The organism is Virgibacillus sp. JSM 102003, from assembly GCF_041949995.1.
Classification (GTDB): domain Bacteria; phylum Bacillota; class Bacilli; order Bacillales; family Amphibacillaceae; genus Lentibacillus.
Genome location: NZ_JBHFQH010000015.1, coordinates 23,777 through 37,653, shown reverse-complemented (window position 1 = coordinate 37,653; position 13,877 = coordinate 23,777). Strand labels below are relative to the sequence as shown.

17 protein-coding genes are annotated in these 13,877 nt (G+C 38.6%); 13 read left to right on the top strand and 4 right to left on the bottom strand.

All coding sequences use genetic code 11. From position 1 onward, the window contains the following. Positions 1–19 precede the first annotated feature (19 nt). The 3 genes from ACE1TG_RS15670 (at position 20) to ACE1TG_RS15660 (ending at position 4,248) form a co-directional block, all read left to right on the top strand. The gene (locus ACE1TG_RS15670; RefSeq protein ID WP_375053360.1) at positions 20–1,378 is read left to right on the top strand and encodes an FAD-binding oxidoreductase; all 1,359 of its coding nucleotides are present in this window, start codon (positions 20–22) and stop codon (positions 1,376–1,378) included. Between the two features lie 573 nt (positions 1,379–1,951). Beyond that, positions 1,952–3,118, top strand: a complete 1,167-nt coding sequence (locus tag ACE1TG_RS15665) for a lactate 2-monooxygenase (protein WP_375053359.1) — start codon at positions 1,952–1,954, stop codon at positions 3,116–3,118. A gap of 269 nt (positions 3,119–3,387) precedes the next feature. Then, on the top strand, positions 3,388–4,248 hold the full coding sequence (locus ACE1TG_RS15660; RefSeq protein WP_375053358.1) for a DMT family transporter: 861 nt from the start codon (positions 3,388–3,390) through the stop codon (positions 4,246–4,248). 2 nt (positions 4,249–4,250) lie between these two features. On the opposite strand, the gene ACE1TG_RS15655 is transcribed toward ACE1TG_RS15660, so the two are convergent. Beyond that, on the bottom strand, positions 4,251–4,436 hold the full coding sequence (locus ACE1TG_RS15655) for an aspartyl-phosphate phosphatase Spo0E family protein (RefSeq protein ID WP_375053357.1): 186 nt from the start codon (positions 4,434–4,436) through the stop codon (positions 4,251–4,253). A gap of 192 nt (positions 4,437–4,628) precedes the next feature. Here ACE1TG_RS15655 and ACE1TG_RS15650 point away from each other — a divergent pair, with 192 nt between their 5' ends. From ACE1TG_RS15650 to ACE1TG_RS15640, 3 genes are all read left to right on the top strand, one after another. Then, positions 4,629–5,186 (top strand): beta-class carbonic anhydrase, encoded by a 558-nt coding sequence (locus ACE1TG_RS15650; RefSeq protein ID WP_375053356.1) that lies wholly within the window; start codon positions 4,629–4,631, stop codon positions 5,184–5,186. A gap of 422 nt (positions 5,187–5,608) precedes the next feature. Next, positions 5,609–5,872, top strand: coding sequence for a hypothetical protein (locus ACE1TG_RS15645; RefSeq protein WP_375053355.1), 264 nt, complete (start codon positions 5,609–5,611; stop codon positions 5,870–5,872). 69 nt (positions 5,873–5,941) lie between these two features. Next, positions 5,942–6,496, top strand: coding sequence for a DUF3231 family protein (locus ACE1TG_RS15640; protein WP_375053354.1), 555 nt, complete (start codon positions 5,942–5,944; stop codon positions 6,494–6,496). 65 nt (positions 6,497–6,561) lie between these two features. On the opposite strand, the gene ACE1TG_RS15635 is transcribed toward ACE1TG_RS15640, so the two are convergent. Both ACE1TG_RS15635 and ACE1TG_RS15630 read right to left on the bottom strand, forming a co-directional pair. Beyond that, positions 6,562–6,747 (bottom strand): aspartyl-phosphate phosphatase Spo0E family protein, encoded by a 186-nt coding sequence (locus ACE1TG_RS15635; protein WP_375053353.1) that lies wholly within the window; start codon positions 6,745–6,747, stop codon positions 6,562–6,564. A 174-nt stretch (positions 6,748–6,921) separates the two neighbouring features. Further along, the gene (locus ACE1TG_RS15630; protein WP_375053352.1) at positions 6,922–7,083 is read right to left on the bottom strand and encodes a hypothetical protein; all 162 of its coding nucleotides are present in this window, start codon (positions 7,081–7,083) and stop codon (positions 6,922–6,924) included. A gap of 140 nt (positions 7,084–7,223) precedes the next feature. Here ACE1TG_RS15630 and ACE1TG_RS15625 point away from each other — a divergent pair, with 140 nt between their 5' ends. Together ACE1TG_RS15625 and ACE1TG_RS15620 are read left to right on the top strand one after the other, a co-directional pair. Then, positions 7,224–7,751: a sigma-70 family RNA polymerase sigma factor gene (locus tag ACE1TG_RS15625; RefSeq protein ID WP_375053351.1), complete on the top strand. Its 528-nt coding sequence runs from the start codon at positions 7,224–7,226 to the stop codon at positions 7,749–7,751. Continuing rightward, on the top strand, positions 7,741–8,553 hold the full coding sequence (locus ACE1TG_RS15620; protein ID WP_375053350.1) for an LCP family protein: 813 nt from the start codon (positions 7,741–7,743) through the stop codon (positions 8,551–8,553). Before ACE1TG_RS15625 ends, ACE1TG_RS15620 begins: the two co-directional genes overlap by 11 nt. Before the next feature lie 74 nt (positions 8,554–8,627). Here the strand turns inward: ACE1TG_RS15620 and ACE1TG_RS15615 are convergent, their stop codons facing one another. Then, positions 8,628–9,065: a S1 domain-containing RNA-binding protein gene (locus ACE1TG_RS15615; protein WP_375053349.1), complete on the bottom strand. Its 438-nt coding sequence runs from the start codon at positions 9,063–9,065 to the stop codon at positions 8,628–8,630. Between the two features lie 163 nt (positions 9,066–9,228). Here ACE1TG_RS15615 and ACE1TG_RS15610 point away from each other — a divergent pair, with 163 nt between their 5' ends. The 5 genes from ACE1TG_RS15610 to ACE1TG_RS15590 all read left to right on the top strand — a co-directional run bounded on the left by ACE1TG_RS15610 (position 9,229) and on the right by ACE1TG_RS15590 (position 13,868). Continuing rightward, complete coding sequence (locus tag ACE1TG_RS15610) at positions 9,229–10,674, top strand: DEAD/DEAH box helicase (protein WP_375053348.1); 1,446 nt, start codon at positions 9,229–9,231, stop codon at positions 10,672–10,674. 375 nt (positions 10,675–11,049) lie between these two features. Continuing rightward, positions 11,050–12,456: a hypothetical protein gene (locus ACE1TG_RS15605; RefSeq protein WP_375053347.1), complete on the top strand. Its 1,407-nt coding sequence runs from the start codon at positions 11,050–11,052 to the stop codon at positions 12,454–12,456. 23 nt (positions 12,457–12,479) lie between these two features. Continuing rightward, complete coding sequence (locus ACE1TG_RS15600; RefSeq protein ID WP_375053346.1) at positions 12,480–12,977, top strand: metallophosphoesterase family protein; 498 nt, start codon at positions 12,480–12,482, stop codon at positions 12,975–12,977. 77 nt (positions 12,978–13,054) lie between these two features. Then, positions 13,055–13,456, top strand: coding sequence for a hypothetical protein (locus ACE1TG_RS15595; protein ID WP_375053345.1), 402 nt, complete (start codon positions 13,055–13,057; stop codon positions 13,454–13,456). A 46-nt stretch (positions 13,457–13,502) separates the two neighbouring features. Then, the gene (locus ACE1TG_RS15590) at positions 13,503–13,868 is read left to right on the top strand and encodes an RDD family protein (RefSeq protein WP_375053344.1); all 366 of its coding nucleotides are present in this window, start codon (positions 13,503–13,505) and stop codon (positions 13,866–13,868) included. Positions 13,869–13,877 lie beyond the last annotated feature (9 nt).

Sequence of the window (13,877 nt, the reverse complement as noted above, 5' to 3'; positions counted from 1 at the left end):
GATGCGAGGAGATTTTATTATGAAGCTTTTTGAAGAACTACAGCAGGTGCTGGCGGCTGACCGCGTTACCATGAATGATACTATTCTGGAACAACATAGTTCAGATGAATCTTATCACAAACCACATTCACCAGAGCTAGTCGTTTTTCCGGAAAGTGCCGATGAAATGAGTAATATTATGAAACTAGCAAACAAGTATGGTAAGCCAGTCACTCCATTTGGACTGGGCTCGAGCCTGGAAGGTAATGCAATTCCATATCAGGGTGGAATAAGCGTTGACTTTTCATTAATGAACAAAGTTCTTGAAGTACGGCAAGATGACTTTCTGGTAAAGGTACAGCCTGGTGTTACACGGTCCCAGCTTGATAAAGAGCTAAAAAAGTATGGACTGTTTTTCTCAGTTGACCCTGGTGCAGATGCTACTTTAGGTGGAATGGCAGCAACGAATGCCAGCGGTACAACTGCAGTTAGATATGGTATCATGCGCGATCAGGTTCGCGATATGGAAGTAGTCCTTGCAGACGGAACAGTGATTCATACAGGAAACATGGCTGCAAAATCATCGTCAGGTTACCATTTGAATGGTCTATTTGTTGGTTCGGAAGGTACACTAGGATGTTTTACCGAATTAACGTTAAAAGTTATTGGTATTCCTGAACATATTATGGCTGCCAGAGCTGAATTTGGTAGTGTTGATGATGCTGTAAACGGAGTGATTGCTATATTACAGGCAGGAATTCCTGTTGCAAGGGTTGAACTAGTTGATGAGCAGTCGATTAAACAGATGAATCATTTTAGTGACACCAATTACAGTGAAGTACCTACTTTATTCCTGGAGTTTCACGGTAACGAAGCAGGCTTACAGCAAGATGTTGAATTTATGAAGGAAATTGTTGAGGATATAAACTGTCAAAAAATAGAGTTTGAATCAGACACTGCTGCCAGAAATCGCCTCTGGGAAGCCCGCCATAACGCTGCATACGCATATATTCATGGTCATCCTGGTAGAAAGCAGATGGTAACGGACGTATGTGTGCCAATTTCTGAACTTGCCGGAGCCGTTAAAGATGCAAGAGAAGCTGTCGATGAATCCGGTCTTTCTGGCGGTATAGTCGGTCATGTTGGGGACGGTAATTACCACATTTTATTAATGATCGATGTCGATGATCCGGCGGAAATTGAGAAAGCTAATGTTGTAAATGAACGTATTGTTGATTATGCACTTGCAAGAGGCGGGACATGTACCGGTGAGCACGGTGTTGGAACAGGTAAACAAAAATACCAGGCAAGAGAACACGGCGAATCACTCGTTGTCATGCAAAAAATCAAACAAGCTCTTGATCCTGATGGTGTGTTGAATCCTGGTAAAATAGTATAGCTAGTTTATCAACCTGAAATGAGGTATATCAACCGAAAACGGGGGATATCAAACAGCACCGTAAATGATATTAACCCAAAAAAACCGCTTCGACTTATGTTAAGTCGAAGCGGTTTTTACTTTTAGCGCTAATCACCCAGATTTCAATAATATTTTAGTTCTCAGTTATTTCAAAAACTGCCCGGATTGCCGACATAGCGGATCCAGGGTGGTCAGTTGAATCGCGACAGCGCACCCGACTCGAGCGAGCGCGCCCCAAACTCGAGCGAGCGCGCCCCCAACTCGAGCGAGCACGCCTCAAACTCGAGCGAGCACGTCCCCAACTCGAGCGAGCACGCCTTAAACTCGAGCGAGCACGTCTCCAAACTCGAGCGACAGCACGCCCCAAACTCGAGCGAGCAGGCCCCAAACTCGAGCGACAGCGCCCCCAACTCGAGCGAGCACGCCTCAAACTCGAGCGAGCACGCCCCAAACTCGAGCGAGCAGCAAACACACCCTCAAATAAATGTTTGAAAAAACTGACAATTTACAATATAATAAACAGAGATAAACGAATGCAGGAGGAGAGTTTCAATGTCTAATTTCGGTAATCAAGTTCAATTCAATGTGTATCAAACGATGACAAGCCCTGATCCGGAGCGTTTGCCGGTGGTTTATGAGGATTGGGAAAAGCAAGCACGTGATGTTCTGGAGGATGGACCCTACCACTATGTTGCGGGTGGAGCAGGTGGGGGGAAAACAATGAAGTCAAACCTTCGTGCTTTTGACCGCTGGAACATTGTACCTCGGATGCTCCGAAACGTGGATGATCGGGATTTAAGCGTAAATCTATTTGGACATACATATAATTTTCCGCTGTTACACGCGCCGATTGGTGTACAGTCTATCATTCATGAAGAAGGAGATCTTGGTTCTGCACGGGCCTGTGCTGAGATGGGAGTTCCATTTATCGCCAGTTCTGCTTCAACTGTTCCGATGGAGAAAATAGCTGAGACTATGGGAGATGCACCTCGCTGGTTTCAGTTGTACTGGGGAAAGGATCCTGATGTAACGGCTAGTTTTTTAAAACGTGCTGAAGCATCTGGTTATTCTGCTATTGTGGTTACCTTAGATACACCAATGCTGGCGTGGCGTGAATATGATTTGAAAAATGTTTATTTACCTTTCCTGCTCGGTGAAGGAGTTGGAAACTACTTAACAGATCCTGCCTTTCGCTCAAAACTTGAAAAGCCACCAGAAGAGGACCCAACTGCAGCAATAATGCATTGGACCCAAGTATTTGGAAATGCTGGGCTGACGTGGGAAGATATTGCCTTTTTACGCAAACATACAAACCTTCCCATCTTATTAAAAGGAATACTAGATCCTGAGGATGCAAAATTGGCGCTTGATTATGGTGCTGATGGAATCATCGTTTCTAATCATGGAGGGCGACAAGTGGATGGAGCAATAAGTGCACTTGAAGCTTTACCGCAAGTATGTAATGTTGTACAGAATAAAATCCCTGTATTAATGGATAGTGGGATTCGCCGTGGTTCCGATATCATTAAAGCGTTATCTCTTGGTGCTAAAGCCGTTCTTGTTGGAAGGCCATTTATGAATGGTTTGGCAGTTGCGGGTGGAGATGGAGTTAAGGAAGTCATGAAGAATATGATTGCAGATTTGGATTTAACCTTGGCGCTATCCGGAAAAAGATCAGTGGAAGAGTTAGATAGATCACTGCTTAGAGAATCTGAATAAGTTATGAATCAGGTACATGTAATGTATTTTACATGTACGAATTCTTTTTAAGTGGAAGAAATTTTTGATAAGCTAATGCTATATTGGCAGATAAGAAAGTATAAATACTTCTTTCTGCATAAGTGCAACTAAGGCAATTCGCCTAAAGGCTTGCACTCCAGAGTATAAGGGGTTCTAAGAAAGCAACATACGCTTTCATAAGAATCCCTTTAACGAATGCCAAGTTTTCTAAGAAATTAGCGAGTGATTCGATGATTTATCCTTACATAATGATGGGTTTCGTGGTTATTTTCTATGCGGGAAATATTCTTCTGGGGAAGGCTATAAATGAACTTCCACCGTTCACAATTGCGTTTTTTCGGCTGGTAGTAGCTTTTATGATCATTTTACCCTTTGGTATAAAGAAAGCTTGGAAGTATCGTTTTAAAATGTGGGAATATAAAAAGCCGTTTGTAATTATGACTTTAACAGGAATAACGTTCTTCAATACATTTATCTATGGCGCTTTACAATTTACCACGTCTACAAATGTATCGGTGCTTGAAACGGTTATACCAGTTGTGACGGTCGTGTTAAGCGCTATACTTTTAAAAGAAAAGCTGCTGCATAAACAAAAGGCTGGTGTTTTTTTATCCTTTGTCGGTGCTGTATGGGTAGTAATGGATGGTAACGTATTTCAATTGGCTAATATGAGCTGGAACGCTGGTGACGGCATCATGATTGGAGCAATTGGATGCTGGGCTGTCTATTCAATTATTGTAAAAGAATACATGCATCAGTTTCCGCAAAATGCTGCACTTCTGGTGATGAGTGCGATATCAATTATCGTTTTGTTCCCTTTTGTTGTTACAGAGTGGGTTGTGTCAGGGGTACCTTCATCCTTGTTGACACCAAGGAATCTAAGCAGTTTAGCATATCTTGGTATATTTCCATCTTTCATCGCATTAGTATGCTATAATCGTGCTGTTAGGATCCTTGGTGCTTCACAGGCATCCGTATTTTTAAACTTTTTGCCGATAGTTACCATGATTGGTGCCTATTTTTGGCTAGGCGAGTCCATTACAGTAATGAAAATTATTGGAGTTGTCGCAGTTATATGTGGTGTGATCCTAACAACAAAAAGTAAGTGATCTCAATAATTAACGAAGTACTTTTTACCATATCGTTGGAGGTTTAAAAGCTTGTCTAGCTGCTGGCTGCATTTTATTGTTTTATAATGTGCCAAGCCATATTTCATGCCTAACTTAACCATTTCATTCTTCTTCATTGATATTGCTTTGATTAAATTATATCGGACTGCTTCTTTTACCTGAATCATTCTATGTACTTCCTTTCATTTATAGTAGAACTATCTAGTAAATTAGTCATATAGAGACAAAATTTATTATGCCAATTTTCATAGGAGATATCAATAGGTTCAACAAAAGAAGACATAACCTTACAAAATACGACATAATAATTGATTTATAGTAAAATAAAGATAATAATTACAGTAGGGAGGAATTTTTTTATGACATTACTAGATGAAATTTTGACACATAACGAAAAGTTTGTAGAGAATAAGGAATATGAAAAATACCAAAAAGGAAAGCTACCGAACAAAAGGCTCGTTATTCTCTCCTGTATGGATACGCGTTTAGTTGAATTGCTTCCGAAGTCGATGAACGTAGGTAACGGTGATGTGAAGATTGTTAAAAATGCTGGTGCACTTATATCACATCCTTTTGGGAGTATCATGAGGAGTATTCTTGTTGGGGTTTATGAGCTTCAGGCTGATGAAGTGTGTGTTGTTGGTCACCATGATTGCGGCATGTCCAGTTTGAAATCAGACAGTATCATGGATAAGATGACGGAACGTGGTATAAGTGAGGAAAGACTGGATACATTGAAAAATGCAGGAGTGGATCTTGAACAATTTTTAAAAGGCTTTGATAGCGTAGAAGATAGTGTAAGACAAAGCGTATCAACTATTCAAAACCACCCGCTGATTCCACAGGATGTACCTGTCCACGGATTAGTAATTAATCCTGATACAGGGAAATTGGATGTTGTTTCTAAAGGTTATTAAATCTGAAATAAAAAATGTGGTATACCGTTTTGGTATGCCACATTTTTTTATTGTAAATTATAAAATCTATGTACAGTGGATAACTGGACTTCCGAATCAGTGACGTCCAGCGCAAGCGCCTAGTGGAATTCCCTCCCCCGTGTCTACGATAAGAAATAAAGGATGTTCGACTAAAACCACCACATCCTGTGGCAACGTCGAACTACCCCACGTCCTGTGGGGCAGCTTACGCTCTTCGTGTATCCTTTATCTCACACGGGAAAAGAAAGATCGACTAACACCGCCGCTTTGCGCGGCAACGTCGACCCACCCGCAGTGCTGAGCGCAGTCCATACGGCGCTGAACAGGCGCTTGCGCTTTTGTTATTTTGAGTTATTCTGGGTAATCTATAATAGCAGGACTTTTTAACAGGGAGTGAAATCATGATCTTAAATGGAAATATAATTTCGGGTGAGTTTGACGATTTAACGAATGAGTTTGTTCTGCAAAAAGTTAAACATTTTTCAACGCGATCAACTATTAAAGAAAATCAATTAAACGACCTTTCTGAATATCTAAGTAAACATAAACATGAAACTAATGGACAGATTCTTACTATGTACGACCAAATGCTTGTCCCATTGAATCGGGAGGAGATAATTTCCTTTCTGGAGGACCTGGATGAAGTAAGAGCCTTGTATCATTAAATTTTTAGATAAATTCATTACATTAATTTGCAAATGATGGAGAAAATATTTAAAGAGGAGGTCTGAACTATGCCTAATCCATTCGAAGCAGTATGGAACACGTTGAAAACATCAATGGATAATCTAGATGAACCAAAGTCCCCGCTGCATATAGTTGAAGCAGGTGATTGCTGGACGTATCTAACGATGATGGAAGAGTATATTCGTTACGAGGAATCTGGTTTAAATACAACCACAGATGACGAAGTAAAGGAGATGCTCAAGGATGTCATTCAATTATGTGAAACTCAAGTAAAAAAATTAAGCAAGTTTATGAAGGATGAAGGGATACCCTTACCTGATGTTACGTCATCAAAGCCAAAGTCTGAACCAAACGAGATTCCTTTAGGGGTAAAGCTGACAGATGATGAAATAACCAATGGCATTGCCTTTAAGCTAGTTACCTGTATGCAAGCATGTGCCAAGGGACAAGCGGATGCTGTTCGCGGTGACATTGGTATGATTTGGCTTGGCTTTTATTCAGAATGGGCAACCTTTGGATCGACTTTAAAAACACTAATGCGGAAACGTGGGTGGCTTAAAGTACCACCCTATTATTATCCACCAGGTTCTCCAAAACAATAGGGCTCAAAAACCAACTCGAATAGTTTTTCAGCAGAAAAAAACTGCTTGAATTCAACAGGTATACATCATGCAGTATAGTAAGAACGTGTCAAATCAAAATGTTCATTTAAAAGATCATCAAGTTGTTGGCTGCATTCAATAGTGCGTTTATTTGCCAATCCATATTTCATCCCTAATTCAATCATCTCTTCCTTTTTCATCGAAATTTCCTTACTCAAATCAGTTCGAGTTGGTTCAATTACTGCAAACATTTATTTTCTTCCTTTCTAATGATTTAAAGTATTTGGGTCGATAGTCACAACACACAACGAAATCTATTATGCTACTTTTATAAAAAAATTCAATAGTTTCTACAAATGAAGTCAAAACATTACATGATACGACAATAATAAAAAACTGCCGAGTATCTGCTTTCTACTCGGCAGTTACTGATTATCATGCTTCCAGGTTGTTTCGTTACCACTGACAGGACATGCCGGGAAGTTCTCGTCTTTATTTAATTTTGCTTTTTCCCCGGATTGACAAATATATTCTCCTTTTTCTGGTACACCTTGACCAGTTCGATACTCACGGTATTTCTTTTCCATTGTCTATACCCTCCAATCAGTTTTTCCTTTATCCTTAATATGTACGAAATTTATAACATTAACCACCATCCTGAAACTATTTTAAATTGGCATCCGTCAAATGTTCGAATTACAGGGGCAGATTGGAGAAGCGGGGAATTATGGAAGAAAACAAAAAAGAAATCATACTAGAGGAAATTATGGTCGCGTATGGAAATGAATTGGTCCGGCTGGCGTTCAACTATGTAAAAGACAAAGAAAACGCTAAGGATGTAGTTCAGAACAGCTTCATAAAGTGTTATAAAAATCTGGGTGATTTCCGCAATGAATCATCGGTAAAAACATGGCTATACCGGATTACGATAAATGAATCGAAGGATTATTTACGAAGTTGGCATCATCGAAAGGTTCAAGCAAAAAGCTTTGTGCAGGAAGCTGCAAAATCAATTTTGCCGTCAGCTGAGGATAAAGTCATCAAGGAATCTGATAATCATCAAATCAGACAACTTATATTTTCTCTTCCCAAAAGTTATCGTGAAGTCATTTTTCTTTATTACTATAAGTCCTTAATTATGGACGAAATAGCCGAAGTTACTGGCGTTAACTTAAATACTGTAAAGACAAGGCTAAGAAGAGGAAAGCAAAAACTAAAAATAATGATGGAGGAGGCAGGTATTTATGAAGAATAAGAAGTTCGGTAAAGAGCTGTTTTCCTACTTGGATGATGAAGAATTGAACTTTACAGAATATGATCGAAAGGAAACTATAACCAAAATCAAAAAGAAACGTAATAGTAGAAGTGATTTCAAAGGCCTTTTTCAATCGATTGGCCCAGTAACGGCAACTTTTCTAGTTATTATTTTATCCCTAGGTGTTCTATTGCCGGTTATTTATTCTAATGATGATAATCAACTAGCATCCCATGATAATAACTCTTTCTCTGTTTTACTGATGGGAGAAGAACCAAGAAATAGAACTAGTTTAAATTTACTGCTTGCTTACAATAGTGAGGATAAGACTATGAAGGTTGTACCTGTCCCTCGTGATACGTATGTCCCGATACAGAATGGGAATGGCGAAACTATTAAGGATAAACTGCTACATGCCGGGGCTTATGGAGCAGGACCTAAAACAGTGATGGCAACAGTTTCCCAGTTATTTGATATTCCTATTGACTATTATGTGACTATTCCAGCAGAAAGGCTTGCCAAATCATTAAGCCTTACTAAAAATGATATAAAAAGGAATAACTTAGTGAAAGAAATAAAGAACAATTTATCAATTTCCAAAATGAAAAGCCTTGTGAAACAAAGCAAAACAAACATGACAAAAGGTCAGTTCAACAATCTCGACAGTAAATCCATTTCAGTTGAAATTATTGACATGAGAGAAGGTATAAACGAAAAAATGATCGAAGGGATTTATTATGTGGAAATTGAGGAGGACATGTTAGCCGAAACATCCAACGTGTTACAAGAACATTTGGACTAGCTGAAGGGTCATTAAGTATACAAAGAAGGTAAGCCTGTTAAAACAAACTTACCTTACTATAAATATCAAGCAGATTACCCGCGTCTTCCGCCTCTGCCGCCACGTTTGGACTCGGTGCTGCGTTTTAGTGTATATAAATTTTCTTCACTGCTCTTTAAGAAACGAGCCATTTTATCTTCAAAGCTGTCTTTTGATTTGAAATTACCTTTTGGACCGGAATTTCTGTTGTTTCCCTGGCGTGATGGGCGTTTAGAATAGGATGAGGTTTGTCCTTCGGGTTTATCGATTGCTTTTTTGATGGACAAGGCAGTTTTTCCTTCCTTCTCACTAATCACTTTTACTTCAATTTGGTCGCCTACTGTGAGATGGTCATGAACATCTTTTACATAGCTGTCTGCTACCTCACTAATATGAACGAGCCCTGTTGTTCCTCCAGGAATTTCTACAAATGCTCCAAAATTGGTGATGCCTGTTACTTTACCTTGTACCTTGCTGCCTACTTCAATTGACAAAAAAGTTCCCCCTAAATATTATTAAAACCAACTTATTATAACAAATTCAAGAAATAATAGCAATTAGCGTGTATAATGAATCTAGTCAGATTTTGAATATGATAACTCTCCCGAGAGAATTATATATATAAGTCGGATAATATGAAAAAACGAGGGTTTATTTATGAGTAAAAGAAGTTTTGACGATTATAATTTAAGTGACACAATCAAACGAGCGCTTGGTGTTCTTAAATATGAAAATCCTACAGAAGTCCAGCGTGAAGTAATTCCAAGAGCATTGGAAAATGAAGATCTTGTCGTAAAATCACAAACAGGAACTGGTAAAACGGCATCCTTTGGTATCCCCGTTTGCGAAATGATTGAATGGGAAGAAAAAAATCCACAAGCCATCATACTTACACCAACCAGGGAACTTGCTGTACAGGTTCGCGAAGATGTAACGAACATTGGAAGATTTAAACGGATTAAGGCTGCAGCCGTTTACGGGAAAGAACCTTTTGCCAGACAAAAAGAAGAATTAAAACAAAAGACACATGTTGTTGTCGGTACACCAGGTCGAGTAATGGATCATATTGAAAGAGGTACACTTGTTTTAGATCAGATAAAGTATCTTATAATAGATGAAACAGATGAAATGCTTAATATGGGCTTCATTAATGAAGTGGAAGCGATCATAAAAGAACTTCCTGTAAAAAGAGTGACGATGGTTTTTTCGGCTACATTGCCTAAAGACGTTGAGAATCTTTGCCATAAATATATGAAAAATCCTACTCATATTGATATTGAGGATGCCGGAATAACAACGAGTACTATCCAGCATGAGCTAATCAAAGTGGAAAAAGAGGAAAAGGACTCACTGTTAAAGGATATAACGGTTGCTGAAAACCCTGATAGCTGTATTATTTTTTGTGGGACAAAAGAACACGTTGATACTGTTTTTAATGAATTGGCTCAGTTCAATTATCCGTGCAAAAGGCTTCACGGTGGATTAGAACAAGATGAACGGTTTGCAGTGATGGAAGGCTTCAAAACGGGTGAATTTCGTTATCTTGTGGCAACTGATGTAGCTGCTAGAGGAATCGATGTCGATAATGTGACACTTGTGATTAACTATGATGTTCCAAAGGAAAAAGAGAGCTACGTCCATCGAACGGGAAGAACGGGACGTGTCGGTAATAAAGGAAAAGCGATTACCTTTATGACGCGAGTTGAAGGAAAATATTTTCACGCGATTGAAAAATACATTGGATTTGAGATCCCTGTAATCGAAGCACCAAGCCGTCAGGAAGTAGCAAACAATCGAGAGGCTTTTGAGGAAAAACTTAGTGGTCGCCGGATTGTTAAAAATAATAAAACGGAACGAATTAATAAAGATATTATGAAGCTTCATTTCAACGGTGGCAAAAAGAAGAAGATACGAGCGGTGGACTTTGTTGGGACAATCGCAAAGATTCCTGGCGTATCAGCGGACGACATCGGAATTATAACGATTAAGGATAGCTTATCATATGTTGATATTCTGAATGGTAAAGGTTCAGTTGTTCTGCAAGCCATGGAGAATACGACCATTAAAGGGAAGAAGTTAAAAGTTAGCAAGGCAATCAAATAATGTGCTAAACAAAGAAGTAATTGCTTATCATTAAATGAGGGCAATTACTTTTTTAATTACGCCTGTCCCAAGGAAAAATGCTCAAATAGCTGAACCGTGACTTCATCGGGATTATGAGAACGCGAATCTGACATGAATAGCGTGAAAAGTGTCTTCATCTGGTTATGAGAACCGATTGTTTCACAGTATAGCTTTTCACTCAATTAGGGAGTTAAAACGACTTTCATACTGGATAAGTGTAACAATGACAATAACCACAAAGCTTGATGAATGCCAGGTTTCCTAAATAACAATTATTATTAAAAAGCTAATCTATACAAACATTTTGTTGTCTGTCATTATTAAAGTCAGGAACAAACTAAGGAGTTAATCAACATGTATTTGTCGAGAATACTAAGGCTATCCATTTTTTTGTATGGATTATTACACTTTGTCACGTTTTTTATGGACAGCGAATTATTGGCTCGCTTACAGGCGTTTAGCGGACTGTTAATTCTGTTGTTTGCAGGGATAAATCTGACATTAAAACAATTTAAATTGCCACTCTTTCTTTTTCTGACAGGCTTAATCACCATTACGCTTGCCAGTGATTCGTTCTTTGAAAATTTACAGGATGGTCTCCTTCAAATGAGCAGTATTATTGGACTATTAATTGTTGTGCCAATGATTGGCTGGGTATTGCGTGAAAAGCCATATATTGAAGAGATCATAGGTTTGGCACACAGAATGCTTGATACAAGTCGTAAGTTTTACTCGGGAACGATCATCTTTACTCATATTATTTCATACTTTTTGTTATTTGGAGCAATCCCGCTTATGTATCGATTCGTAGATGACATTCTGAAAAATCAGCGTGGTGAAGCATGGGAAAATTTTAAAGGAACAGCACTTTTGCGCGCTTTTGCACTGTCAACGTTATGGGTTATAAGCATCCCAAGTTTCACGTTTGCTGTAGAAGCGTTGAATGCTTCGTTATGGGTAACTATTTTGCAAGGGTTCGTAGTGACTGTTTGCGCCATTGCGGTGGCTGTGATTTTTTCATATTTTGATGAGAAACGTTATGGAGTAGATTTAACTTCAGAGATAAAAACAGAAATTAATAAGATAGTCAGCCATTCTTCTAATAGGAAACAGCAAATTCGTCATTCATTGGAATTCGTTTTTCTGTTCATCACATTATTCGGCTCAATTTTTCTATTATATGAGCTTCTTTCAATTCCGCTGATGGTACTTATTCCACTTGTTATTATCGTGTGGACCAGTATTTATTTTACGATTAAAAAAAGCCCGGCAAAACTGTTCAGGCAAACAGCTGACTATTATAGAGAGGGGCTTATTAGCCAAGGGTATCAATTCAGTATAATGCTGGCTGCTGGCGTAATGATATTGGGGATAAATCAAACCGGTCTTGGGGCGGATTTTATAGAAATGATCTATAACCTGCAGGAAATTATACCATTCTTTAATATGTTATATTTCCTTCCATTTATCGTTATAATCCTTGGTTTTATGGCGCTTGGTCCATTGACCGTCATGGTTTTAGTTGCAGGGATATTGGAGAGTATCTCACTTCCTTATCCGCCAGAATTGGTTGTCCTTTCAATTACTTCCGGAAGTGCCATTTCGATACTTATTTCACCGTTAATTATGCCAGTTATTATATTGAGTGGCACGAATGGATTAAGCGGCTATAAAAATGGAATAAAGTTCAATCTTAAGTATGCAATTGCATTATATGTAATGGTGCAGCTTTATGTACAATTTGTTGTATATAATCTTTAAGCTATAGAAATGGAGACCCATAAATGAAAATAATTGTAGTAGCGGATACGCATATGCCCGGAAAATGTAAACAGCTGCCATCCCGGCTTGTTAAAGAGTTAGAAAGTGCTGAGTTGATTATTCATGCTGGTGATTGGAAGTCGATGGAAGTTTACAGCATGCTCTCTAAGTATGCAGAGGTGAAGGGTGTTTATGGAAATGTCGATGATGACGATATAAAAGAAAACTTTGCTCGCAAGGAAATAGTTGATGTCGCCAGTCATAAAATCGGAGTAACCCACGGGCACGGGGATAAAAAGACAACAGAGAAGCGGGCTATTGAAGCCTTTGAAGGTGAGGCTATGGATGTCATCATCTATGGTCATTCACATATCCCAACGCTGAAGTACTTTAAGAAGACGTTATTATTCAATCCTGGATCACCAACGGATAAACGGGCACTCCCATATTATTCATTTGGAATCCTTGAAATTGATCAAGAGATACGAACGGAAATTATTTTTTTCAGTGATAAAAGCTAGATGAGAGGGCAAATGTTGTTTTTGCAAAGAATCTGTATTAATAGATTGTAAGATATTCCTATTGAGAGAGGGATTTTATGATGAGATTGTTGCTAGCTTTATTACTACTAAGCATCCCAATTTTAATGGTCGGATGTAATAGTAATTCGGATAAAAGTACAGATGGAAATGACATAGGGAATCCTGATGCTGAACAGTTATTAGCTGCTAACAAGGATGCTGATATTTTTTCGACAATTGATGTTGTATACAAAAACGCCGAAAACGTTAGCTGGGTTAATGAACTAGACTTAAGTTTAGGCGATGAATACTTTGAAATTACAAAGCAATCGACAACTCCAGAGGAATTTGAAAGTGGTACAGCATCAAAGCTGCCGGTAGGAACAAAAATATATACCCCCTCAAAGGAAAATAGACCAATATTAATTGCGGTGGTTAAGGGTGAAAAAATCCCATATCTAGGTGTGATTGAAGGTTAATGTTTATCCATTATGTAATCCAAAATTCAATGGAAGAGGTTATGTTATGAGTTATGCTACGTTTTTGCTCCGTTTTAAAGCTTTCATAATTGATTACATTCTCATTTTGGTCTATATAGTTTTAATCACTCTCCTAAATGGATTTATTATTCCATCTTTACAAGGATTGTTCACGGGTTCATTAGTGGTGGCACAGCTTACAAGTTTTTTAATGGTGACATTACCTGTATCGATCTATTTTATCATTAGTGATTCGGTGATTGGCAGGCAGTCTGTTGGGAAAAAGAAAACAGGAATCCAAGTGGTTGATAAAAACGGAGAGCCCCTTTCAATAATACACATAACTTTTCGGACGGTCCTGAAGTTTTTACCCTGGCAGTTAAGAAAGTATAAATACTTTCTTACTGCATAAGTGCAACTA